This is a genomic window from Enterobacter sp. K16B, from assembly GCF_020216105.1.
Lineage (GTDB): Bacteria > Pseudomonadota > Gammaproteobacteria > Enterobacterales > Enterobacteriaceae > Enterobacter > Enterobacter sichuanensis.
In genome coordinates, this window is sequence record NZ_JAIWJZ010000045.1 from 1 (window position 1) to 22,066 (window position 22,066).

At 56.7% G+C, this 22,066-nt stretch carries 16 protein-coding genes and 1 pseudogene; 11 read left to right on the top strand and 6 right to left on the bottom strand.

Annotated features, from left to right (window positions below):
- From xni to queF, 5 genes are all read right to left on the bottom strand, one after another.
- On the bottom strand, positions 1-448 hold a 448-nt coding region (xni, locus tag LDK53_RS10720; protein WP_225287118.1), incomplete at its 3' end, for a flap endonuclease Xni.
- Between the two features lie 112 nt (positions 449-560).
- Positions 561-1,928: an L-serine ammonia-lyase II gene (gene sdaB / locus LDK53_RS10725; RefSeq protein WP_025757043.1), complete on the bottom strand. Its 1,368-nt coding sequence runs from the start codon at positions 1,926-1,928 to the stop codon at positions 561-563.
- Positions 1,929-1,993: 65 nt separating this feature from the next.
- Complete coding sequence (locus LDK53_RS10730) at positions 1,994-3,289, bottom strand: HAAAP family serine/threonine permease (protein ID WP_025757044.1); 1,296 nt, start codon at positions 3,287-3,289, stop codon at positions 1,994-1,996.
- 514 nt (positions 3,290-3,803) lie between these two features.
- Positions 3,804-5,168: a nucleotide 5'-monophosphate nucleosidase PpnN gene (ppnN, locus tag LDK53_RS10735; protein WP_025757045.1), complete on the bottom strand. Its 1,365-nt coding sequence runs from the start codon at positions 5,166-5,168 to the stop codon at positions 3,804-3,806.
- Positions 5,169-5,284: 116 nt separating this feature from the next.
- Complete coding sequence (gene queF / locus LDK53_RS10740; RefSeq protein ID WP_059384981.1) at positions 5,285-6,127, bottom strand: NADPH-dependent 7-cyano-7-deazaguanine reductase QueF; 843 nt, start codon at positions 6,125-6,127, stop codon at positions 5,285-5,287.
- Positions 6,128-6,196: 69 nt separating this feature from the next.
- On the opposite strand from queF, the gene syd reads away from it, so the two are divergent.
- The 8 genes from syd (at position 6,197) to LDK53_RS10780 (ending at position 14,550) form a co-directional block, all read left to right on the top strand.
- A complete protein-coding gene (syd, locus tag LDK53_RS10745) occupies positions 6,197-6,742 on the top strand; it encodes a SecY-interacting protein (protein WP_045286491.1) in 546 nt (181 codons plus the stop codon).
- A 630-nt stretch (positions 6,743-7,372) separates the two neighbouring features.
- Positions 7,373-7,702, top strand: a complete 330-nt coding sequence (locus tag LDK53_RS10750; RefSeq protein ID WP_094918907.1) for a YqcC family protein — start codon at positions 7,373-7,375, stop codon at positions 7,700-7,702.
- A complete protein-coding gene (gene truC / locus LDK53_RS10755; RefSeq protein ID WP_047959379.1) occupies positions 7,699-8,475 on the top strand; it encodes a tRNA pseudouridine(65) synthase TruC in 777 nt (258 codons plus the stop codon). The genes LDK53_RS10750 and truC overlap by 4 nt, the downstream gene beginning before the upstream one ends.
- 24 nt (positions 8,476-8,499) lie before the next feature.
- A complete protein-coding gene (locus LDK53_RS10760) occupies positions 8,500-8,949 on the top strand; it encodes a flavodoxin (protein ID WP_025757050.1) in 450 nt (149 codons plus the stop codon).
- 335 nt (positions 8,950-9,284) lie between these two features.
- The gene (locus tag LDK53_RS10765; RefSeq protein ID WP_225287131.1) at positions 9,285-10,640 is read left to right on the top strand and encodes an MFS transporter; all 1,356 of its coding nucleotides are present in this window, start codon (positions 9,285-9,287) and stop codon (positions 10,638-10,640) included.
- Positions 10,640-11,980, top strand: coding sequence for a glucarate dehydratase family protein (locus tag LDK53_RS10770; RefSeq protein ID WP_225287141.1), 1,341 nt, complete (start codon positions 10,640-10,642; stop codon positions 11,978-11,980). Before LDK53_RS10765 ends, LDK53_RS10770 begins: the two co-directional genes overlap by 1 nt.
- Before the next feature lie 15 nt (positions 11,981-11,995).
- Positions 11,996-13,333 (top strand): glucarate dehydratase, encoded by a 1,338-nt coding sequence (gene gudD / locus LDK53_RS10775; RefSeq protein ID WP_225287162.1) that lies wholly within the window; start codon positions 11,996-11,998, stop codon positions 13,331-13,333.
- Between the two features lie 77 nt (positions 13,334-13,410).
- Positions 13,411-14,550: a glycerate kinase gene (locus tag LDK53_RS10780; RefSeq protein WP_025757054.1), complete on the top strand. Its 1,140-nt coding sequence runs from the start codon at positions 13,411-13,413 to the stop codon at positions 14,548-14,550.
- Positions 14,551-14,658: 108 nt separating this feature from the next.
- On the opposite strand, the gene barA is transcribed toward LDK53_RS10780, so the two are convergent.
- Positions 14,659-17,418 (bottom strand): two-component sensor histidine kinase BarA, encoded by a 2,760-nt coding sequence (gene barA / locus LDK53_RS10785; protein ID WP_095449224.1) that lies wholly within the window; start codon positions 17,416-17,418, stop codon positions 14,659-14,661.
- Between the two features lie 57 nt (positions 17,419-17,475).
- Between barA and rlmD the strand changes: the two genes are divergently transcribed.
- The 3 genes and pseudogenes from rlmD to mazG all read left to right on the top strand — a co-directional run bounded on the left by rlmD (position 17,476) and on the right by mazG (position 21,916).
- Positions 17,476-18,774, top strand: a complete 1,299-nt coding sequence (rlmD, locus tag LDK53_RS10790; protein WP_225287174.1) for a 23S rRNA (uracil(1939)-C(5))-methyltransferase RlmD — start codon at positions 17,476-17,478, stop codon at positions 18,772-18,774.
- A 51-nt stretch (positions 18,775-18,825) separates the two neighbouring features.
- Positions 18,826-21,056: pseudogene (relA, locus tag LDK53_RS10795) on the top strand (GTP diphosphokinase).
- A gap of 68 nt (positions 21,057-21,124) precedes the next feature.
- Positions 21,125-21,916 carry a nucleoside triphosphate pyrophosphohydrolase gene (gene mazG, locus LDK53_RS10800; RefSeq protein WP_047959371.1) on the top strand — a complete coding sequence of 264 codons (792 nt, stop codon included), beginning with the start codon at positions 21,125-21,127 and terminating at the stop codon, positions 21,914-21,916.
- The last annotated feature ends 150 nt before the right edge of the window (positions 21,917-22,066 follow it).

The window sequence follows — 22,066 nt, forward strand, 5'->3', positions numbered from 1 at the left end:
CGAGCCAGCGTTTCTGGAAGTAATCGCGGATGCGGATAGTGGGAGAGAGCAGCTGGCAGTAGCCTTTGTCGGTTGAGACGATCGTCGCCTGATGACCGGCGCTGGCAACCTTCACCGCCAGCGTGGCCGCCAGATCGTCAGCTTCATTGCCCTGAGCCCCCCAGCAGGGCACGCCACGCTGCTCGAATGCCGAGCGGATCATCGGCATTTCTGCATGCAAATCGTCCGGCATGGGGGCGCGTCCGGCTTTATAGTCCGGTAAACGCTGGTGTCGCCAACCGCTGTTGCGAGCTTCGTCATCAAACACCGCCACGACATGCGTCGGTTCGCTGTGGCGAATGAGTTGCTCCAGCGCATGCAGACAGGTGTCCTTACAGGGCGTGCCTTGCACCGCGTGGATCCGGCGAATCAGGTTGAGCGCGTCGACGATGAGCAAATGAACAGCCACAGATAATCTCCCTTCTATCTAATGCAAGAAGGGTAACACTGTCAGCAGCATGAAACTATGAATGGTGGGGAAAACAGGAAGAAGCCTCGCAAAACGAGGCTTCCTGGGAGGCTTAATCGCAGGTAACGATCTTCATCGCCAGGCCCCCGCGCGAGGTTTCGCGGTATTTGGCGTTCATATCTTTACCGGTTTCATACATGGTTTCGATAACCTTATCGAGACAGACACGCGGCTCGCTGGTGCGGCGCAGCGCCATACGCGCCGCGTTAACCGCCTTCACGGAGGCGATCGCGTTACGCTCGATGCACGGAACCTGTACCTGTCCGGCAACCGGATCACAGGTCAGCCCCAGGTTGTGTTCCATGCCGATTTCGGCCGCAATGCACACCTGCGCCGGGCTTGCGCCCAGCAGCTCTGCCAGACCTGCAGCAGCCATGGAGCACGCCACGCCAACTTCACCCTGGCAGCCCACTTCCGCGCCGGAAATCGAGGCGTTCATCTTGTACAGGGAACCAATCGCACTGGCGACCAGCAGGTAGCGCGCCAGAGAGTTAGCGTTCACTTCACGGATAAACTTGTCGTAGTACGCCAGCACCGCCGGAACAATGCCGCAGGCACCGTTGGTCGGCGCAGTGACCACCCGGCCCCCGGCAGCGTTCTCTTCGTTTACCGCCAGAGCGAACATGTTGATCCAGTCCACGACGGCCATCGGGTCCGTGGTCGTTTTGTCGGTGCTCACCAGCATACGACGCAGCGCGGCGGCACGACGCGGTACGCGAAGCTTGCCCGGCAGGACGCCTTCGGTGGTGATCCCGCGCTCAATACCGCCGCGCATCACTTCCCAGACGTTTGCAAAGTGCTGTTCCAGCTCTTCTTTACTGTGCAGGGCCAGCTCGTTTTTCATCATCAGACCGGAGAGGGAAAGTCCCGTCTCCTGGCAGTGTCGCTGGAGATCCGCCGCCGTTTTGTACGGATACGGCACTTCGACAGAGGAGGTGCTGGTTTGACCAAAGTGGTCTTCGTCGACGATAAAACCGCCGCCGATAGAGTAGTAAGTCTGGCTGTATACCGCGTTATCGCCTGCCAGCGCGGTAATACGCATACCGTTTTCGTGCAGCGACAGGTTGTCGGCATGGAAATTCATGCAGCGATCAACCGGGAATTCCACTTCGTGTTCGCCGTTTGCCAGCAGCAGGCGACCGTGGGTGTTAACGTCCTGGATGAAGCCAGGGATCGCATCAATATCAACGGTATCCGGCAGGTTTCCCGCCAGGCCCATGATAATGGCGATATCGGTATGGTGACCTTTCCCGGTCAGGGAAAGCGAGCCGTACACATCGACAACCACGCGGGTGACGTCGTGCAGAATGCCGCGTGCAATCAAGTCATCCGTGAACTGCTTACCGGCTTTCATCGGTCCGACGGTGTGAGAGCTGGAAGGACCAATACCGATTTTGAAGATATCGAATACGCTAATCATGATGCGTCCATTGCTTTCAGTCAGAGAGGAAGGAGTGCGCCGTCCAGGGACGGCGCGGGTGATAATCAGAACATGGTGTACAGGGAGTAGAAGATCGCAGAGATAGCGATAAGCCCCATGATAACCACAAAGACGTTGCTCACATGACCACTGTATTTACGCATAGCAGGGACTTTCTGAATCGCGTACATCGGCATCAGGAACAGAATCATCGCGATAACCGGGCCGCCCAGGGTTTCAATCATGCCCAGGATGCTTGGGTTCAGGGTGGCAACAGCCCAGGTGGTCACCAGCATGAACAGCGCAGTGATTTTGTTCAGCTTGCTGATTTCAATGCTCTTGCCTTTACCGCGCAGAGATTTAATCACCATACCGTTGAAGCCTTCACGTGCGCCCAGGTAGTGGCCGAGGAAGGATTTGGTGATGGCGATCATCGCGATGATCGGTGCCATCCACGCAATCAGCGGTGCGTTAAAGTGGTTTGCCAGGTAAGACAGAATAGAGATGTTCTGCTCTTTCGCTGCCGCCAGATCCGCCGGGGAGAGGCTCAGTACGCAGCTGAATACGAAGAACATAACGGTCAGCACCATCATGATGTGAGCGCGTGCCAGAATGCTGGAGCACTTCTTCTCAGCACCATTACCGTACTCTTCACGTTTCGCCACAGCGAAAGAAGAGATGATTGGAGAGTGGTTGAAGGAGAAGACCATTACCGGGATTGCCAGCCACAGGGTCATCAGCAGACCGTTACCGGTTGCAGATGCGCTGCTCAGGGACAGGGTTTCCAGCGCGGCACCGTTCCACTGTGGGATCAGGTAGCAGGCCAGTAACATCAGCGCAGCCACAAACGGGAACACCAGCACGCTCATCGCTTTAACAATCATCTGCTCACCAAAGCGCACAATGGTCATCATGCCCACAATCAGGATCAGAGACAGAATCGCACGTGGTGGTGGCGTCATGTGCAGCTGGTGCGTCATGAAGCTTTCAACGGTGTTGGTGATCGCCACGCTGTAGACCAGCAGGATAGGGTAAATCGCGAAGAAGTAGAGCAGGGTAATCAGTTTACCTGCACCCACGCCGAAATGTTCTTCAACCACTTCAGTGATGTCTTCACCCGGATTTTTACCGGACAGCACGAAGCGGGTCAGTCCGCGGTGTGCGAAGAAGGTCATCGGGAAAGCAATGATTGCCATAATGATCAGCGGGATCAGACCGCCGACGCCTGCGTTGATAGGAAGGAACAGTACACCAGCGCCGATTGCTGTGCCGTAAAGGCCAAGCATCCACATGGTATCCGTTTTGCGCCAACCACTTCGGGATTCAATCGAAGCAACGGTGCTGGTTTGAGTGGTTTCCATCTGTATCTCCTGGAGGAAGCGAATTGTCAGGTTTTTAGTCAAATCCGATGAAAAAGTGCCTGACGGTAATATGAAATTCGTTCAGTGACGGTTTTTTAATAATTTTCACCCGTAACTATTGGCGGGCGGAAAGATACATTCTAGTTATGAATCTATCAGTGATCCTGATCCCAAATGCAATAATCCACTTATGATGTGGGCATCTTTAGACCATTTATCTGTTAAAAAAACATCAAAGAGAATTTACGGGCGCGAAGGCTACCACCAACGACATGTGGGCTGAAAGACTGACCCGTGATATAGGTGTCTTTAGCTGTAAAGAAGCAGGTTTTTAGGATTTTCTGGCAGGTAATTTTGATTAAGGCTGATAATTTACGGTCGCAAAAACGAAGTAATCGTTTGCGTATGTGAAAACTTTGTAAATCACATAAGGGATATATATGAATTGCTTTGGTAATAAAAAAGCCGGGATACGCGACAGGGCGACCCGGCTTTGGTGAGACGCTGCTAAGCGTTATGTGCAGATTTCGTAGCAAGGAATGTAGGCTGAGCCCGGCAGCTTCATGCGGTGTTGCGCAACAAAGCCCTGCAGCATGTCGTCCATGCGGCGCATCATTTCCGGATCGCCGTGGATCTTGTACGGACCATGCTGCTCGATAGCGCGGATACCTACCTCTTTAACGTTACCCGCCACAATGCCGGAGAAGGCGCGACGCAGGTCGGCCGCCAGCACTTCCACCGGCTGATCCGGATACAGTTTCAGGTTTGCCATATTCTCATGCGTTGGCTCGAACGGGATCTGCAGGTCCGGCGCAATGCGGATTGACCAGTTAAAGCTGTAGGCATCCCCGGTATCACGGCGGTTTTCTTTCACCAGCGGCATCGCTTTTTTCATCTGACGCGCCACTTCCGCGGCATCATCAATGATGATGCGATAGTGGCGGCGCGCGGTTTCGCCCAGCGTATGCACGATAAACTCGTCCAGCACGCGGAAGTAGTCAGCGCTCTCTTTTGGCCCGGTCAGGATCAGCGGCAGCACCTGATCTTTGTTCGCCGGGTTCATCAGGATCCCCAGCAGATAGAGCAGCTCTTCCGCCGTTCCTACGCCGCCCGGGAAGATGATAATGCCGTGGGCGATACGGACAAACGCCTCAAGACGTTTCTCGATATCCGGCATGATAATCAGCTCGTTAACCAGTGGGTTAGGTGGTTCAGCGGCGATGATGGACGGCTCGGTCATGCCGATAAAGCGTCCCTCTTTGTAACGCTGCTGAGCATGCCCCACCGCGGCACCTTTCATTGGCGCCTCCATGGCGCCCGGGCCGCAACCGGTACAGATATTCAGCTCACGCAGGCCGAGTTGTGTTCCCACCCGACGGGCATAGAGATATTCGGTTTCGTTAATAGAGTGGCCGCCCCAACAGACGACCATATTGGGTGCTTCGCCAACGTGCAGGGCACGGGCGTTGCGCAAAATGGAGAACACCAGGTTGGTGATATGGACTGAGCTTTCCAGGTCGAGATGCTGGAAGCGGCCGGCGTTGTGGATCTGCCCGTTAACAAACAGGATGTCGCGCAGCACGGCAAACAGGTTAGCCTGAAGTGAACGAATGATACGTCCGTCGACGAAGGCCTCTTCCGGCGGGTTGATGACTTCAAGCTTCACGCCACGCTCGCGGCGCAGCACGTTGATATCAAAGCTTTCGAAGCGGGACAGCAGTTCTTTACTGTTATCTGTCAGGCTTCCGGAGTTCAGTACGGCAAGTGAACAGTTACGAAACAGTTGATAAAGATCGCTGCTGGCCGTGCGTTTAAGCATGTCCACTTCCAGCTGCGACAACATATCCATTGAGCCAAGTGGGCTAATATGTGTAATCAAGTGAGCTCCTTACGGGACGATTATCGTCTTTCCCTGTTGATTACAATAGCCCTGGCGCGTGACGTTTCACAACCTAAAGCGCGGAACAAACCGCGCATATTGTGAAAATAGTTAGCTTACTGACGTACCAGCCGGCCCGTCGCAGGCACAAAATCGGTATTGGTCCGCCACGGGTTAATGTCCAGACCGCCACGGCGGGTGTAGCGCGCATATACGCTCAGTTTTTCTGGCTGGCAGAAACGCTGGATGTCGCTGAAGATGCGCTCCACGCACTGCTCGTGGAATTCGTTGTGATGGCGGAACGACACCAGATAGCGCAGCAGCTTTTCCCGGTCGATTTTCGGGCCGCGGTACTGGATCTGCACTGAGCCCCAGTCCGGCTGGTGGGTGATCAGGCAGTTGGATTTCAGCAGATGGCTGACCAGCGTCTCGTCGACCACCTTTCCGCTTGCCGCGTTTTCGAGGTAGTCGGCGCTGAATTCATAGTTCTCCACCTCGATGTCCTGATCGTCGATGCAGGTCCCGTTGAAGTGGGCAATCGGCTGCCCTTCCAGCTCGTGCAGGCGATACAGTGAAACGCTCACCTTGCCCTGCGCACAGGCGCTTAAATCACGTTCCAGCGTGTGCTGAACGTCGTCCCAGCTGTTGAATCTGGTCTGGTTAAAGCTGTTGAGATAGAGCTTGAAGCTTTTGGATTCCACCAGATTCTGGCTGGCGTAATCCAGCTCAACGTGGCCCACCGCCACCTGCGGTAGCCCACGGGCGTTGAGCCACGAGAGTTCGTACAGCGTCCAGATATCCCCGCCGACAAACGGCAGCGCGTCCGCATGCAGACCCAGCGGATCGCGATTCAGGCTGCGCGGTACGCCCTGCAGCAGGCTGGCATCGTAGGTATCGCGGTAGTCGGTCGATTTACCCAGCGTTAAGCCGGTTAACGCCTGATGATTTTCGTAAGACATGTTTCATAGCCACTTTACAGGTACACTTATGCCCTGAGTTTATCCTGTCTGACAAGAAGAGAGAAATCGGTGGACATCGAAACTGCAAATGCCCTGACTACCTTCACAACCCGCTATTGCGATGCCTGGCATGAAAAGCACGGTACATGGCCGCAAAGTGCTGATTTATACGGTGTACCCTCACCCTGCATTATCTCTTCGCCCGACGATTACGTGATCTGGCAGCCGAAGCCCAATACCGGCGAGCAAAATGTAAATGCGGTTGAACGGGCAATGGACATTGTGGTACAACCAGCGGTTCATGCGTTTTATGCCACGCAGTTTGCAGGGGATATGCCTGCGCGCTTTGCGGACATGACGCTGACGCTGTTGCAGACCTGGAGCGAAGACGATCTGCTGCGTGTTCAGGAAAACCTGATTGGTCATCTGGTCACGCAAAAACGCCTTAAGCTTTCTCCGACGCTCTTTATCGCCACACTCGACAGCGAACTGGATGTTATCTCTGTCTGTAACCTGTCCGGAGAAGTGGTTAAAGAGACCATCGGCACCCGCAATCGCGAGACTCTCGCCCCCTCTCTTGCGGATTTCCTCACCCGACTTGAGCCGCTTCTGTAATCCATGATGCTACACCGCGTGTGAGAGATCTCTTACAAGGTTTGTGAGAGATCGCTGGATCATTCAGTATTGCCTTATTCAATTAAGATTAATATCACGCTGTATTTCAACGAATTACTGGATCATCGCTTCGGATTTGGCGGTTTCTTACGGCTTACACCCCTGACAGGGTGGGTTGTAAGACGAAGCGGAATAGCGGATTCTATCTCCGTCGACAGGACGCCGACACAAGAAACGAACATCAGGATGATGACGTTTCTTACACAGGACACGTCAGGATGGCGCTGCAGGAAGGCTTCAGGATGAAGCAAGTGGATAACGCAGGAAGCGTAAGGGACACCTCCAGGAAGGAGAACGAGAACCGGTCAGGATGGTCGGTGGGTCAGGAAGGCCAGGACGTTTCAGGATGAAACAGTCACGTCAGGAAGATGTGTGCAGGATGCATCGGTTTACGGATGACCAGGCCTTCGGGCTTCAGGAAAAGTTGTCACGGATGAGCAGGGAGCACGAATTGTAGCTGGAATGCTGCGAAACGAACCGGGAGCACTGTTTTTACAGTGCTCCCTTTTTTTATTTCTGCCTTCCGCAATGCTATGCTGCGCGCCGTTCACTTTTTCAGTTGAGGTTATTATGACGCATCACGATAGCGTTCGTGCTCAGTTGCACGCCATCGAAGCCCTTTTGCGCCAACATCAGCTGTGGCAGGAGACCGCGCCGCAGCCAGAAGCGTTTGCGAGCACCCAGCCCTTCTGCCTGGATACGCTGGCACCGTTCGAGTGGCTCCAGTGGGTTTTACTTCCGCGGATGCACGCGTTGCTTGAGGGCGGACACCCGTTGCCGCAGGCGTTTGCTGTTTCTCCCTATTATGAAATGGCGCTGGAGGCGACGCACCCTGCGCGCGACGTGATGCTGGTCGAACTGGAAAAACTGGATGCCCTGTTTGCCGGTGAAGATGCATGACGCTTGAGATCCTCTATCAGGATGAATGGCTGGTGGCGGTGAATAAACCGTCAGGCTGGCTGGTGCACCGAAGCTGGCTGGATCGCGACGAGAAAGTGGTGGTGATGCAAACCGTGCGCGACCAGATTGGTCAGCATGTGTTTACTGCCCATCGTCTCGACAGGCCGACCTCCGGCGTGCTGCTGATGGGGCTTTCCAGCGAAGCAGGGCGTCTGCTGGCGCAGCAGTTCGAACAGCACCAGATCCAGAAACGCTACCACGCCATCGTCCGTGGCTGGCTGACCGACTCCGCCACCCTGGACTATCCGCTGGTGGAGGAACTGGACAAAATCGCCGATAAATTTGCCCGCGAGGATAAGGGCCCGCAGCCTGCCGTGACGGATTATCGCGGTATGGCGACCACCGACATGCCGGTCGCCACCGGCAAATTTCCCTCCACGCGTTACAGCCTGGTGGAGCTTTTGCCGAAAACCGGGCGTAAACACCAGCTTCGCCGACACCTGAAGCATCTGCGTCATCCGATTATTGGTGACAGCAAACACGGTGATTTGCGCCAGAACCGCAGCGCGGCCGAACATTTTGGCTGCAACCGTCTGATGTTACACGCCAGCGAGCTCAGCCTGACGCACCCGTTTACCGGCGAACCGCTGACTATCCGCGCGGGGCTGGATGACGTCTGGATGCAGGCGCTGTCACAGTTTGGCTGGCTGGGACAACTCCCCGAAAATGAAAGGGTTGAGTTTGTATCAGGCAACGTTCAGGATGAACAATAAGCGTATTCAAAAAGGGAAAATATCATGGCTGAAGTAGGCATTTTTGTCGGCACAATGTACGGCAACTCGCTGCTGGTCGCGGAAGAGGCTGAGGCGATTCTGGCAGGCAAGGGCCATAAAGCCACGGTCTATGAAGACCCGGCGCTGGCGGACTGGGAAAAGTATAAAGATAAATACATTCTGGTGGTGACCTCCACCACCGGGCAGGGTGATCTGCCGGACAGCATCGTGCCGCTGTTCCAGGGCATTAAAGAGCAGCTTGGCTATCAGCCTGACGTTCACTACGGCATCATTGCCCTCGGCGACAGCTCGTACGCCAACTTTTGCGGCGGCGGCAAGCAGTTCGATGCGCTCCTCCAGGAGCAGAGCGCCCAGCGCGTTGGCGAGATGCTGATGATTGACGCGGGCGAACACCCAGAACCCGAGAGTGAATCAAACCCGTGGGTGGAAAACTGGGCCTCACTTCTCAAATAACACTCTGCCCGGCGGCGCTTCGCTTGCGCGGGCCTACGGGTTTTCCTGGCCGGGTCAGGCGTAGCCGCCACCCGGCATTACACCCCGCACCAAACGCCATTTCCGTGAACCACCTTCCACTCCTCTGGGCTTATGCCCTAAACAACCTCCCTCACACTCTTTAATACTGTGTTTTTGCACGGTGAGAGAACGTGTCACTCCTTCATATACTTTTCCGGTCACGATAAAACGGCTGCAGGCCGTACCAAAACGACAAAACATAAATCTCATTCTGATTACCCTACCGGTGCTGTACAGAATGAACCTGGCGAAAGCTATGTTTCAGGAGTGCAACAATGAGTACATTAAGCCACGCAGCGAGCCGCGCTGAAAAGCGCACCAATGCCCGCTACTGGATAGTGGTGATGCTGTTTATCGTCACATCCTTTAACTATGGTGACCGCGCCACGCTGTCGATTGCCGGCTCGGAAATGGCGAAAGACATCGGCCTTGATCCCGTGGGCATGGGTTACGTTTTCTCTGCGTTCTCATGGGCCTACGTTATCGGGCAGATTCCTGGCGGCTGGCTGCTGGACCGTTTTGGCTCGAAACGGGTCTATTTCTGGTCCATCTTCATCTGGTCTGCCTTCACCCTGTTACAGGGCTTCGTCGATGTGTTCAGCGGTTTTGGCATCATCGTCGCACTCTTCACGCTGCGCTTCCTGGTGGGCTTAGCGGAAGCCCCTTCTTTCCCCGGCAACAGCCGCATTGTGGCCGCCTGGTTCCCGGCACAGGAGAGGGGAACGGCGGTGGCGATTTTTAACTCCGCACAGTACTTCGCCACGGTGATCTTTGCCCCCATTATGGGCTGGCTGACGCATGAGGTGGGCTGGTCGCACGTGTTCTTCTTTATGGGCGGGCTGGGGATCGTGATCAGCTTTGTCTGGCTGAAAGTGATCCACGAACCCAGCCAGCACCCTGGCGTGAATAAAAAAGAGCTGGAGTACATCGCAGAAGGTGGTGCGCTGATCAATATGGATCAAAAATCGGCGACGGCGAAAGTCCCGTTCAGCCAGAAATGGGCGCAGATCAAACAGCTCGTTGGCTCCAGGATGATGATCGGGATCTATCTGGGTCAGTACTGCATTAACGCCTTAACCTACTTCTTCATCACCTGGTTCCCGGTGTATCTGGTGCAGGCCCGCGGCATGTCGATTCTGAAGGCGGGATTTGTTGCCTCGGTCCCGGCAATCTGCGGCTTCGTAGGGGGCGTGCTCGGCGGGGTGATCTCTGACTGGCTGATGCGCCGCACGGGATCACTGAACATCGCGCGTAAAACGCCGATTGTGCTCGGTATGCTGCTCTCCATGACCATGGTGTTCTGTAACTACGTGAATGCGGAATGGATGATTATCGGCTTTATGGCGATGGCCTTCTTCGGCAAAGGTATCGGCGCGCTCGGCTGGGCAGTGATGGCGGATACGGCACCGAAGGAGATCAGCGGCCTGAGCGGCGGTCTGTTCAATATGTTCGGCAATATCTCCGGGATTGTTACGCCAATCGCTATCGGTTACATCGTCGGCACGACCGGATCTTTCAACGGTGCGCTGATTTATGTGGGGGTGCATGCGCTGGTCGCGGTGCTGAGCTATCTGGTGCTGGTGGGCGATATCAAACGCGTCGAGCTTAAATCTGTTGCGGAGCGTGGCTGATGACAATGCAATCGAGCCCAATCGTCACGGAGATGAAGGTTATCCCGGTGGCTGGCCAGGACAGCATGCTGCTCAATATTGGCGGCGCCCATAACGCCTGGTTTACCCGTAATATCGTGGTGCTGAAAGACAGCGCAGGGCATACCGGCGTGGGTGAAGCCCCTGGCGGTGAGGTCATTTACCAGACGCTGGTCGATGCCATCCCGCAGGTGGTGGGCCAGCAGGTAGGCCGTCTGAATAAGCTGGTTCAGCGGGTGCATAAGGGCAATCAGTCGGCAGACTTTGACACGTTCGGGAAAGGCGCCTGGACGTTCGAACTGCGCGTCAACGCGGTTGCTGCACTGGAGGCCTCCCTGCTCGATCTGCTGGGCCAGGCGCTGAATGTCCCGGTTTGCGAGCTGCTGGGGCCGGGTAAACAGCGGGATGCGGTGACGGTGCTGGGTTATCTGTTCTACGTAGGCGATCGCAATAAAACCGATCTCCCTTACCTGGCGCGATCCACGGGCGACCATGACTGGTATCACCTGCGCCACCAGGAGGCGCTCTCCGGGGAGGCCGTGGTGCGTCTGGCCGAGGCCGCGCAAGATCGCTACGGCTTTAAGGATTTCAAACTGAAGGGCGGCGTGCTGCCCGGCGAGCAGGAGATTGAAACGGCCCGGGCGCTGAAAAAGCGTTTTCCGGAGGCGCGCATCACCGTTGACCCGAACGGCGCATGGCTGCTGGAGGAAGCGATTAGTCTGTGCAAAGGGCTGCAGGATGTCCTGACCTATGCGGAAGATCCTTGCGGAGCGGAGCAGGGCTTCTCGGGCCGTGAAGTGATGGCCGAGTTTCGTCGTGCCACCGGGCTGCCGGTGGCGACCAATATGATCGCCACCAACTGGCGTGAAATGGGGCATGCGGTGATGCTGAACGCCGTCGATATTCCGCTGGCGGACCCCCACTTCTGGACGCTTTCAGGCGCGGTGCGCGTGGCGCAGCTGTGCGATGAGTGGGGCCTGACCTGGGGCTGTCACTCGAACAACCACTTCGATATTTCGCTGGCGATGTTTACCCACGTTGGCGCGGCAGCGCCGGGTAACCCGACCGCCATCGACACCCACTGGATTTGGCAGGAGGGAGAAGCCCGCCTGACGAAAAATCCGCTGGAAATCAAACAGGGCAAGATTGCCGTACCGGATGCGCCGGGCCTGGGCGTGGAGCCTGACTGGGATCAGATCCACAAAGCCCATGAGGCGTATAAAAAATTGCCGGGCGGCGCGCGTAACGACGCGGGCCCAATGCAGTACCTTATTCCCGGCTGGACATTTGACCGTAAGCGCCCTGTTTTCGGACGTCACTGATAAAAGGATTGAACGATGAGTACTTTTTCTACCCCTGTCGTCACCGCCATGCAGATCATACCGGTTGCGGGCCATGACAGCATGTTGATGAACCTGAGCGGCGCACATGCGCCATTCTTTACCCGCAATATTGTGATTATCAAAGACAATGCCGGCCACACCGGCGTGGGGGAAATTCCGGGCGGGGAGAAGATCCGCAAAACGCTGGAAGAGGCCATCCCGCTGGTGGTGGGCAAAACGCTGGGTGAGTACAAAAATGTTCTCAATACCGTGCGCAACACCTTTGCCGACCGCGATGCCGGAGGTCGTGGTCTGCAGACGTTCGATCTGCGCACCACCATCCACGTGGTAACCGGCATTGAAGCCGCGATGCTGGATCTGCTGGGTCAGCATCTGGGGGTTAACGTTGCCTCGCTGTTGGGCGAGGGTCAGCAGCGCAGCGAAGTGGAAATGCTGGGCTATCTGTTCTTTGTCGGCGACCGCAAGCTGACGCCTCTGCCCTATCAGAGCCAGGCGGATGACAAATGCGACTGGTACCGGCTCCGCCACGACGAGGCGATGACCCCGGACGCGGTGGTGCGTCTGGCGGAAGCCGCGTACGAAAAATATGGCTTCAACGATTTCAAACTGAAGGGCGGCGTGCTGGCCGGGGAGGAGGAAGCGGAAGCCATCACCGCGCTGGCAAAACGTTTCCCGCAGGCGCGCGTGACGTTGGATCCGAATGGTGCCTGGTCGCTTAATGAAGCGATCGCCATCGGCAAGCAGCTGAAGGGCGTGCTGGCCTATGCGGAGGATCCGTGCGGGGCTGAACAGGGTTTCTCAGGCCGGGAAGTGATGGCCGAGTTCCGTCGTGCCACGGGGCTGCCGACCGCGACCAACATGATTGCCACCGACTGGCGTCAGATGGGACACACCCTGTCACTGCAGTCTGTCGACATTCCACTGGCGGACCCGCACTTCTGGACAATGCAGGGGTCGGTTCGCGTGGCGCAGATGTGCCACGAGTTTGGCCTGACCTGGGGCTCACACTCCAACAATCACTTCGATGTGTCGCTGGCGATGTTCACCCACGTTGCCGCCGCCGCACCGGGCACGATCACCGCTATCGATACGCACTGGATCTGGCAGGAAGGGAATCAGCGCCTGACCAAAGCGCCGTTTGAGATCAAAGGTGGCATGGTGCAGGTACCTTCCACGCCGGGGTTAGGCGTTGAGCTGGATATGGACCAGGTCATGAAGGCCCACGAGCTGTATCAGAAACACGGTCTGGGCGCCCGCGACGACGCGATGGCGATGCAGTACCTGATCCCAGACTGGGCATTCGACAATAAACGTCCGTGCATGGTACGATAAAAGCAATGGGACCGCTCCCATGGGCGGTTCTTTACGTGGTGTATGCTTAACGTAACGACTATGCGTAAGGATGGCTTATGAAAATTGTTATCGCACCGGACTCGTATAAGGAAAGTTTAAGTGCGCTCGAGGTCGCGACAGCGATAGAGCGTGGTTTCCGCGAGATCTTTCCCGAGGCGGTTTACGTCAAGCTGCCGGTTGCGGACGGTGGCGAAGGCACGGTTGAGGCGATGATCGCGGCAACCCAGGGGCGAATGGTGCATGTTCCGGTGACCGGTCCCCTGGGCGAGCGGGTGGAAGGGTTTTACGGGATCTCCGGTGACGAGCAAAGCGCCTTTATTGAAATGGCGGCGGCAAGCGGTCTGGAGCTCGTTGCGCCTGCGCAGCGCGATCCGCTGAAAACGACCTCCTGGGGCACGGGGGAACTTATCCGCCACGCTCTGGATGCAGGCGTTAAGCATATCATCATCGGGATCGGGGGAAGCGCGACCAACGACGGCGGAGCCGGAATGGTGCAGGCGCTGGGCGCGAAACTGCTGGATGCCAGTGGAGAGTCCCTTGGCCTGGGCGGGCGCGAGCTGGGAAAACTCGCGCGAATCGACCTGAGTGGTCTGGATCAACGTCTGGCGGAGTGCCGGATTGAGGTCGCCTGCGACGTCACCAATCCCCTGACCGGAAAGGAGGGGGCGTCAGCCATATTTGGTCCGCAAAAGGGGGCCACACCCGAAATGATCGTCACCCTGGACAACGCGCTTGCTCAGTATGCGCGAGTCATTGCCCGGGATCTGGATATCGACGTGCTGAACCTGGCAGGTGGTGGCGCGGCGGGGGGCATGGGCGCCGCGCTGTACGCCTTTTGCGGCGCGCAGTTGCGCCAGGGTATTGAGATTGTGACCGATGCGCTACATCTGGCCGATCAGGTGGCCGATGCGGATCTGGTGATCACGGGGGAAGGGCGTATTGATAGCCAGACGATCCACGGCAAAGTCCCGGTGGGCGTGGCGAAAGTGGCGAAACGCTTTAACAAACCCGTCATCGGCATCGCAGGGAGCCTGACGGCGGACGTTGGCGTGGTACACGATCACGGCATTGATGCGGTGTTCAGCGTGATCTACACCATCTGCTCGCTGGAAGACGCGCTGGAAAATGCCAGCGAGAACGTCAGGATGGCGGCAAGGAATATCGCGGCGGTGCTGAAAGTGGGGCAGGGGATGTAGTTTCCCCCCTCACCCTAACCCTCTCCCCAAAGGGGAGAGGGGACTTTATACACCCTCGCCTCTTTGGGGATAGGGCCGAGGTGAGGGGAAAATCAAGCCGTACCCACCTCAGTTCCCTAACACCTTCATCGCTTCCCGCGTCACATTATCCATTTCATCCAGTAACTCCAGGAACTCCGGTTCAAGCTCTGATTCCGGGGTCCCTGCACGCAACTGCTGCTCCAGCAACTGGCAGAGGTTTTTCAGCCGCGGCACACCGCTGTAGCCGCAGCTGCCGTGCAGCTTGTGGATCGCTTCCAGCAGCGCTTCCGGGTTTTCACCCACCAGTTGCTCTTCAACCTTGTTGCGAATTTCCGGCAGAAACGCGACCAGCATTTGCAGCATTTCGCGGGCTAAATCGGGTTTACCTGCCGCCTGGCGCAGCGCAAGCTGCCAGTCAAACGTCGCGTTCTGATTGACGCTGAGCTCAACCGGCTCACTGGATACCGTGTACGTCCCGCCAATATGACCCGGCTGATAGCGTAACAGCAGGTTGTGAAGTTTCTCTTCATCGATTGGCTTCGCCAGATAATCATTCATCCCGGCGCTCAGCAGCTTCTCTTTCTGGCCAGCCATCGCATGGGCGGTGACCGCAATCACCGGGGTTTGCTGCTGGTGCGGCAGCTGGTGGATCAGCTCGCAGGCACGAATGCCATCCATGCCCGGCATCTGAATATCCATCAGGATTAAATCAAACTGCATCTGCTTCGCCTGTTCAACCGCCTGCGCGCCGCTGGTACACAGCTCAACATGCTGTACCTGGTCTTCAAGCAGTGCGCCAATGAGCTTCAGGTTGGCCGGATTATCATCTACCGCCATCACGCTCATCGGCAGTTTTTGCTCTTCGTCAATCAGCGGAAGGGCATGCTGGCTAAGACGGCAATACTCCGTAAGCGCGGGCAGCAGGCGGGTCGAGGTGAGCGGCTTAAGCAGACACGCGGCGGCGCCGTCATTTTTCAACTCTTCGGCATTGAGCTGCGCATGGCAGGGCAGCGCCAGCAGCAGATAGTCGGTCATTGACGCGGCCTTCGCCAGCCGCTCCTGCTGCATGGTCAGTTCGCCTGTGAAGGTGACCGGGATGCCCATCAGCAGAATGTCGTAGTGCTCAACGGCAAGGGCGGAGAAGGTCGGGCTGTAGATCACCTCCAGCGGCGTGGTGCTTAAAATATCGAGCGCACACTGCGCTGCCGCCGCGTTCGGCTCCACGTAGGCCAGACGCTTCCCTTTCAGACAGTCCGTCACCGGGCCATCGGTCAGCACGTTCGGGTTGAGGTCCAGATTGATATGGAACCAGAAGGTTGAGCCGCGGTTCGGCTGGCTGTGGAAAGAGATATCGCCCCCCATCTCGTTCACCAGGCGTTGCGTGATCACCAGACCCAGGCCAGTACCGCCATGACGGCGGGAGATACTGGCGTCGGCCTGTCGGAACGCCTGGAACAGACGCGACTGATCCCGCTCCGGAATACCGATGCCCGTATCGCGGATCTGAACTTCAATCTGCACCTTGTTGCTGCTGATAGAGCGCTTTTCGACCAGGATGTCGATGTTGCCGCTTTCGGTGAACTTAATGGCATTCCCGACAAGGTTGGTAATGACCTGCTGCAGGCGCAGCGGATCGCCAATGACGTTATCCGGCACATCGTTTTTAATGTTCAGCGTCAGCTCAAGGCCTTTATCGTGGGACGAGTGCGCGAGCAGCGTCACTACTTCATCAAGCGTGCTGCGCAGCGGGAAAGGAATACTCTCCAGGATAAGCTTGCCCGCTTCCAGCTTGGAGAAGTCCAGCACGTCGTTGATGATTGCCAGCAGGTTGTTGGCCGAGCGTTCAATGGTGTGCAGGTGATCGCGCTGAGTCGGGTTCAGCTCGCTTTTCAGGGTCAGGCGGGTAAAGCCGATCACGCCATTGAGCGGCGTACGTAGCTCGTGCGACATATTGGCAAGGAATTCTGATTTAATACGTGCCGCTTCCTGAGCACGCTTTTTCGCCAGATCCAGCTCAACGTTCTGGATCTCCATCTGCTCCAGCGTTTCGCGCAGGTCGGACGTGGCCTGGTCCACATTATGCTGCATCTCTTCGTGATACGCCGCCAGCGACATCGCCATCGAGTTGATGCCGTTTTTCAGCATATCCAGCTCGCCCAGCATAAAGCCTTCCACCCGGCTGTCGAGCTGTCCCCGGCGGATGCGGTCAACCGTGTTGACCATGTTACGGATAGGCCCCGTCACATCGCGCATCAGGCGCCAGCCGAAGATCAGCGCAATGCCGATGCAGAACAGCATCATCACGCCAGAGATGAAAATTTCTTTGTACTGCTGTAGCCGAACCGACTTGAGATCCAGCTCCAGCGCCACATATCCCAGCATGTTATCGCTGGATTTGGCATCAGATTGCGCGGACTCATCCGGGGAATAGCTTTCCGACACGATGGGCGTACGCAGGATCATGATATCGCCGCGCCGCAATACGGTGAGATGGCGCGGGAAGGGCGTACCGTCCGGGATCTTCAGCGCCGCCGGGTCAAGATGAAAATTCGAGGTGACAAACAGCCGGTTGTGTTCGTCGTAAACGGAAATGGCGCGTACGATGTCTGAGTGTCGGCGGTGGAGTACGCTGATTAACTGACCAATGGATTCGCGGTTTTGCAGGTTCATGCCGTACTCGCTGGAGACGGCAAGCGGTTCGATGATGCTGGCGCCTGCATCTTCCAGTTGTCGCTGCAAATCGTTATAGCGGTGCACCACGAAAAAGATACTCAGCAGCAAACCGATGAGAACGGTGGGGGCGAGGATCAAAATCATCATGCGCGCGCGCAGGCTGTAGTTGGTCATGGCGTTCCGTTATGGGACAATTAAGATAATTATGTTTATGTGAGAAAATTCCCGGCGATGGCGCAATTCTACTCTGCAAAGCGACGCGTGACGACGCGTCAAATCATCACTGTTGAAGCCACGGACCTGGATCCGTTTGGCCAGGGTGTGGCGCGTCACAATGGTAAGGCTCTGTTTATAACAGGTTTACTGCCAACAGAACGAGCAGAAATTACGCTGACGGAAGACAAACGTCAGTTCGCACGGGGGCAGGTTAAGCGTCGTCTCAACGACAGCCCCGAGCGTGTGAAGCCTCGCTGTGCGCATTTTGGCGTCTGTGGCGGCTGCCAGCAACAGCATGCGAGCACAGAATTACAGCAAAAAAGTAAAAGCAACGCCCTGGCGCGTCTGCTTAAACATGAAGTGAACGAGGTCATTGCCGGTGAGCCATGGGGCTACCGCCGCCGTGCACGTCTGAGTCTGAGCTATCAGCCAAAAACGGCGCATCTGGAGATGGGGTTTCGCAAGGCCGGGTCCAGCGACATCGTTGATGTGAAGCAGTGCCCCATTTTGGTGCCCCAACTTGAGGCATTGCTGCCGGACGTACGCACCTGCCTCTCCGGGCTGGACGGCGTTCGTCACCTCGGGCATGTTGAACTGGTTATGGCAAACAATGGCCCGCTGATGGTGCTGCGCCATACGGCGCCATTATCGAAAAAAGACCGCGAAAAACTGGAACGCTTTTCGCATTCCCACGACCTGGCGCTTTTCCTTGCACCACAAAGCGAGATACTTGAGCAGGTTACCGGTGATGCACCCTGGTATGCGTCAAACGGGCTACGCTTAACGTTCAGTCCACGGGATTTCATTCAGGTGAATGATGGCGTTAACCAGCAGATGGTGGAGAAAGCGCTGGCGTGGCTGGATGTTCAGAAAAGCGATCGGGTGCTTGACCTGTTCTGCGGAATGGGCAACTTCACCCTGCCGCTGGCCCGCAACGCGGCCAGCGTCGTGGGCGTCGAAGGCGTCGACGCGCTGGTGGCGAAAGGGCGGGAGAACGCCCAACAGAACGGCTTGCAAAATGTGACATTCTTTCATCAAAATCTTGAGGAAGATGTCACTCAACAGCCGTGGGCTAAGCAGGGCTTTGATAAAATTCTTCTCGACCCGGCGCGTGCAGGCGCCCCGGGTGTAATGCAGCATATTATTAAACTCGCGCCAAAGCGTGTGGTCTATGTTTCCTGTAACCCGGCAACGCTTGCCCGAGATAGCGAGGCATTAGTCAGCGCGGGTTACCAGATTCAGCGTCTGGCAATGATGGACATGTTCCCGCACACTGGGCATCTGGAATCCATGGTGTTGTTCGAACATATATAATGAGTTTGGCTTGTCGACTTCGACAGGCCCAGGTCCCTAAAGGAGAGGACAATGGTTGCGGTAAGAAGTGCACATCTCAATAAAGCTGGGGAATTTGACCCACAAAAATGGATCGCAAGTCTGGGAATTTCCAGCCAGCAGTCGTGTGAACGCTTAACCGAAACCTGGGCCTATTGTCTGCGCACCACGCAGGGGCATCCTGACGCCGATCTTCTGCTGTGGCGCGGCGTGGAGATGGTTGAAATTTTGTCCATGTTGAATATGGACATCGAAACGCTGCAGGCCGCGCTGCTCTTCCCCCTTGCCGATGCGGACGTGGTCACCGAAGAGGTGCTGCGCGACAGCGTCGGAAAATCCGTTGTCGCGCTGATCCACGGCGTGCGCGATATGGCGGCCATCCGCCAGCTTAAAGCCGCACATACTGACTCCGTCTCCTCAGAACAGGTCGATAACGTCCGCCGGATGCTGCTGGCCATGGTGGATGATTTCCGCTGCGTGGTCATCAAGCTCGCCGAGCGTATTGCCCACCTGCGCGAGGTCAAGGATGCGCCGGAAGACGAGCGCGTGCTGGCGGCCAAAGAGTGTACCAACATCTATGCACCGCTGGCGAACCGCTTAGGGATTGGTCAGCTCAAATGGGAGCTGGAAGACTACTGCTTCCGTTACCTGCATCCGGCGGAATACAAACGCATTGCCAAACTCCTGCCGAGCGCCGTATCGACCGCGAGCACTATATTGAGGATTTTGTCGGCGGCTTACGTCAGGCGATGAAAGAAGAGAACGTGCGCGCCGAAGTCTACGGCCGTCCTAAGCACATCTACAGCATCTGGCGCAAAATGCAGAAGAAACACCTCGCCTTTGACGAGCTGTTTGACGTGCGCGCCGTGCGTATCGTGGCGGAGCGTCTGCAGGACTGCTACGCCGCGCTGGGGATAGTGCACACTCACTTCCGCCATCTGCCGGACGAGTTCGATGACTACGTCGCCAACCCCAAACCGAACGGCTACCAGTCTATCCATACTGTTGTGCTTGGTCCGGGTGGGAAAACGGTCGAGATTCAGATCCGCACCAAACAGATGCACGAAGACGCTGAGTTGGGCGTCGCCGCGCACTGGAAGTACAAAGAAGGCACCTCCGGTGGGGCGCGTTCTGGTCACGAAGACCGTATTGCCTGGTTGCGTAAGCTGATTGCGTGGCAGGAAGAGATGGCCGACTCCGGCGAGATGCTCGACGAAGTGCGCAGCCAGGTCTTTGACGACCGGGTGTATGTCTTTACCCCAAAAGGCGACGTTGTCGACCTGCCGGCCGGCTCTACGCCGCTCGATTTTGCCTACCACATCCACAGCGATGTGGGGCACCGCTGCATCGGGGCCAAAATTGGCGGACGCATCGTACCGTTCACCTATCAGCTGCAGATGGGCGACCAGATTGAAATCATTACCCAGAAGCAGCCCAACCCGAGCCGGGACTGGCTTAACCCAAACCTGGGGTATGTCACCACCAGCCGCGGGCGCTCGAAGATTCACGCCTGGTTCCGTAAACAGGATCGTGACAAGAATATCCTTGCCGGTCGCCAGATCCTTGACGACGAGCTGGAGCACATCGGGATAAGCCTGAAAGAGGCGGAGAAATTCCTGCTGCCGCGCTACAACTTCAACGAGCTTGATGAGCTGTTAGCGGCCATTGGCGGCGGTGATATCCGTCTGAATCAGATGGTGAACTTCCTGCAGGCGCAGTTTAATAAGCCAAGCGCGGAAGAGCAGGACGCGGCGGCGCTCAAACAGCTGCAGCAAAAAACCTATGCGCCGCAGCAGCGCAGCAAAGACAACGGTCGCGTGGTGGTCGAGGGCGTGGGCAATCTGATGCACCACATTGCCCGCTGCTGCCAGCCTATTCCGGGTGACGACATCGTCGGCTTTATCACTCAGGGGCGCGGGATCTCGATTCACCGTTCCGACTGCGATCAGCTTGCCGAGCTGCAGTCTCACGCACCGGAGCGCATTGTGGAAGCGGTCTGGGGCGAGAGCTATTCCGCCGGTTACTCGCTGGTGGTTCGCGTCACCGCGAACGACAGAAGCGGTCTGTTGCGCGACATTACCACCATTCTTGCCAACGAGAAGGTCAACGTGCTGGGCGTCGCCAGCCGCAGCGATACCCGCGAGCAGCTTGCCACCATTGATATGACCATCGAAATCTACAACCTGCAGGTGCTGGGCCGCGTGCTCGGTAAACTGAACCAGGTGCCGGATGTGATTGACGCGCGTCGTCTGCACGGCGGTTAACTGCACTTTCTTATGTAGGCCGGGTAAGGCTTTGCCGCTACCCGGCTTGTTTTTTAATGGAACAGATTATGACTCAAATCGACCGCCTGCTCGGCATCATGAAACGCCTGCGCGACCCGGAAAACGGCTGCCCGTGGGACAAAGAGCAGACTTTCGCCACCATCGCTCCGTACACCCTTGAAGAGACCTACGAGGTACTGGACGCCATTTCCCGTGAAGATTTTGACGACCTGCGCGGCGAGCTGGGCGATCTACTGTTCCAGGTGGTGTTCTATGCGCAAATGGCGCAGGAAGAAGGGCGCTTTAACTTTGACGATATCTGCGCCGCCATCAGCGACAAGCTGGAGCGCCGTCATCCCCATATTTTCGGTGACGCCACGGCAGGGAACAGCAGCGAAGTCCTGGCCCGCTGGGAGCAAATCAAAAGCGCCGAACGGGCAGAAAAATCTCAGCACTCTGCGCTGGATGACATCCCGATGAGCCTGCCCGCGCTGATGCGCGCGCATAAAATTCAAAAACGCTGCTCCGCCGTCGGTTTTGACTGGACCTCGCTTGGCCCGGTGCTGGATAAAGTGCACGAAGAGATTGACGAAGTGATGCATGAAGCGCAGCAGGCGGTGGTGGATGAAGCAAAGCTCGAAGAGGAGATGGGCGACCTGCTGTTTGCGACCGTCAACCTTTCGCGCCACCTGGGTGTAAAAGCGGAAACCGCCCTGCAAAAAGCAAACATAAAATTCGAACGACGCTTTCGCGAAGTCGAGCGGATTGTGGCCTCGCGGGGCCTGGAAATGAGCGGAATTGACCTCGAAGCCATGGAAGAAGTCTGGCAGGAAGTAAAACGCCAGGAATCTGATCTCTAACGGAATTTTGCGATCAAGCGCAATTTGTGTGATTTTTTAAATGACAAGCGCTTGATTTGCGTCAAAAACATTTACCCAAAAGGGGCTATTTTCTCACTCCTTATGTTTGTCATGGCCTGGAATGGAGACGGAGAATGAAAGTTTGTGGCG

What these genes read in the sequence shown, in the direction of transcription:
- sdaB (WP_025757043.1), bottom strand. Translation starts at nt 1,928, where the DNA reads ATGATTAGCGTATTCGATATCTTCAAAATCGGTATTGGTCCTTCCAGC.
- LDK53_RS10730 (WP_025757044.1), bottom strand. Translation starts at nt 3,289, where the DNA reads ATGGAAACCACTCAAACCAGCACCGTTGCTTCGATTGAATCCCGAAGT.
- queF (WP_059384981.1), bottom strand. Translation starts at nt 6,127, where the DNA reads ATGTCTTACGAAAATCATCAGGCGTTAACCGGCTTAACGCTGGGTAAA.
- LDK53_RS10750 (WP_094918907.1), top strand. Translation starts at nt 7,373, where the DNA reads ATGACGCATCACGATAGCGTTCGTGCTCAGTTGCACGCCATCGAAGCC.
- truC (WP_047959379.1), top strand. Translation starts at nt 7,699, where the DNA reads ATGACGCTTGAGATCCTCTATCAGGATGAATGGCTGGTGGCGGTGAAT.
- LDK53_RS10760 (WP_025757050.1), top strand. Translation starts at nt 8,500, where the DNA reads ATGGCTGAAGTAGGCATTTTTGTCGGCACAATGTACGGCAACTCGCTG.
- LDK53_RS10765 (WP_225287131.1), top strand. Translation starts at nt 9,285, where the DNA reads ATGAGTACATTAAGCCACGCAGCGAGCCGCGCTGAAAAGCGCACCAAT.
- LDK53_RS10770 (WP_225287141.1), top strand. Translation starts at nt 10,640, where the DNA reads ATGACAATGCAATCGAGCCCAATCGTCACGGAGATGAAGGTTATCCCG.
- gudD (WP_225287162.1), top strand. Translation starts at nt 11,996, where the DNA reads ATGAGTACTTTTTCTACCCCTGTCGTCACCGCCATGCAGATCATACCG.
- LDK53_RS10780 (WP_025757054.1), top strand. Translation starts at nt 13,411, where the DNA reads ATGAAAATTGTTATCGCACCGGACTCGTATAAGGAAAGTTTAAGTGCG.
- barA (WP_095449224.1), bottom strand. Translation starts at nt 17,418, where the DNA reads ATGACCAACTACAGCCTGCGCGCGCGCATGATGATTTTGATCCTCGCC.
- rlmD (WP_225287174.1), top strand. Translation starts at nt 17,476, where the DNA reads ATGGCGCAATTCTACTCTGCAAAGCGACGCGTGACGACGCGTCAAATC.
- mazG (WP_047959371.1), top strand. Translation starts at nt 21,125, where the DNA reads ATGACTCAAATCGACCGCCTGCTCGGCATCATGAAACGCCTGCGCGAC.